2 protein-coding genes are annotated in these 1,514 nt (G+C 76.4%); both read right to left on the minus strand.

Annotation, left to right across the window (positions count from 1 at the left end; genetic code table 11):
• Nucleotides 1-174: 174 nt before the first annotated feature.
• The gene (locus AOK24_RS23980; RefSeq protein WP_055722140.1) at nucleotides 175-1,227 is read right to left on the minus strand and encodes a helix-turn-helix domain-containing protein; all 1,053 of its coding nucleotides are present in this window, start codon (nucleotides 1,225-1,227) and stop codon (nucleotides 175-177) included.
• A 41-nt stretch (nucleotides 1,228-1,268) separates the two neighbouring features.
• On the minus strand, nucleotides 1,269-1,514 hold a 246-nt coding region (locus AOK24_RS23985), incomplete at its 5' end, for an alpha/beta hydrolase (RefSeq protein ID WP_159051960.1).

Raw genomic sequence — 1,514 nt, forward strand, 5'->3', positions numbered from 1 at the left:
CGCCGGCCGCCAGGCCGACCCCGTACACCAGCGCCAGCAGCGTGCTGAGCACCACGATGTCGCGGCACAGCGGGTCCCTGTCCGCCGCGGCCCGGACCAGGCCGTCGGACACGGGGACCCCTTGATCCGGTGGAGGAGGGGCGCCGAGTCTAGCGGGCGGCTGTAGGGGCCCTGTCAGTTTTGGCTGTCGGCCTGACAGCTGGGCGCGGGCCGCGCCAACCTCCGCATCGTCAGCGCCAGTTGGAGCCGGAAGCGGCCCTGCGGGGTGCGGACCGGCCAGCCCAGGGACTGTTCCGCGTGCACCAGCCTGTCCTGCAACGTCGAGTGGTGGACGGTCAGTTCGGCCGCGGCCGCGCGCAGGCTCTGCGTGGACGCGACCGCGTGCAGCGTCGCCAGCATCCACGGCGCCTCGACCGCCGCACGCTCCAACGCCCGCACGTCCGGCGGCGGTTCGCCACCCGGTACGACCGTCTCCGCGAGCAGCGCGATACCGCCGAGATCATCGGCGTACACGACCCGCTGCCCCGGGTCCCCCGCAGTGCCCTCGGCGGTGAACCGCAGGGCGACACGAGCGGCGGCCCAGGAACCGGGAAGGGAGAGAAGGGGAAGCGCGGGACCCACGCCGGCCCGGGGCGCGAGCTCGGTGCGGGTCTCCTGGCCCGCCGGCACCGGGACCACGTACGGCGGCCCGCCCGCCGGGGCGACCACACGGGCCCGCGCGTCCGGGGCAAGACCCAGCCCGCGCGCCGCGTGCAGGCGGGCCTGCTCGGAGGCACCGGCATCGAGGAGCGTCTCCACGAGCGCCGGGTCGTCGGAGGGCGCGCGGCCCCGCGTGCGGTCCAGAACCCGGCTCACGACACCCGCCGCGCGCTCCAGGATGACGGCGTCGACGACACTGGGCGTGGCTGCCGCCGGGGTGCCGGGTGAGTCCGCCGTCCGCTCCAGCCACAGTGCGGGACGGCCGCCCGGCGTGAGCGGGGCGCTGGGCCAGGCCGGGTCGGGGGGTGTGTCGGCGTCGCGGCGGACGCCGTCCGGTTCGACCCGGACCCGGACCCGCCGCTCCTCGTCCACCAACCGCACCGGCACGCCCGCCAGCACGGCGGCGCCCCGCACCAACGCCTCCACCCCGGCCCGGGCCTCGGCCAGCCGGTCGAAGTACGCGATCACGCCCACGGCGGCCCCGGCCACGGGGTCCACGGCGCTCAACCGCCCGGCCAGCTCTTTCATACGCCCATCATGCGCCACCCCTCGGGGGGACCGGCCCCGTGCTACTCCGCGAGCAGCCTCCGCAGCCACGCCACCTGCGCCCCCTTGGCCGCCTGCGACAGCGCGGCCTGGGGTGCCATTCCGTCGAAGCCGTGGAACCCGCCCGGCCAGACGTGGAGTTCGGCCGTGCCGCCGGACTGCCAGATGCGGGTGGCGTAGGCGACGTCCTCGTCGCGGAAGGTCTCGGCGGAGCCGACGTCGATGAAGGCCGGGGGGAGGCCGGAGAGGTCGGCTCCGCCGAGACCTTC

Source organism: Streptomyces niveiscabiei, from assembly GCF_001419795.1.
In the GTDB taxonomy this organism is placed as follows: domain Bacteria; phylum Actinomycetota; class Actinomycetes; order Streptomycetales; family Streptomycetaceae; genus Streptomyces; species Streptomyces niveiscabiei.

What these genes read in the sequence shown, in the direction of transcription:
- AOK24_RS23980 (WP_055722140.1), bottom strand. Translation starts at nt 1,227, where the DNA reads ATGAAAGAGCTGGCCGGGCGGTTGAGCGCCGTGGACCCCGTGGCCGGG.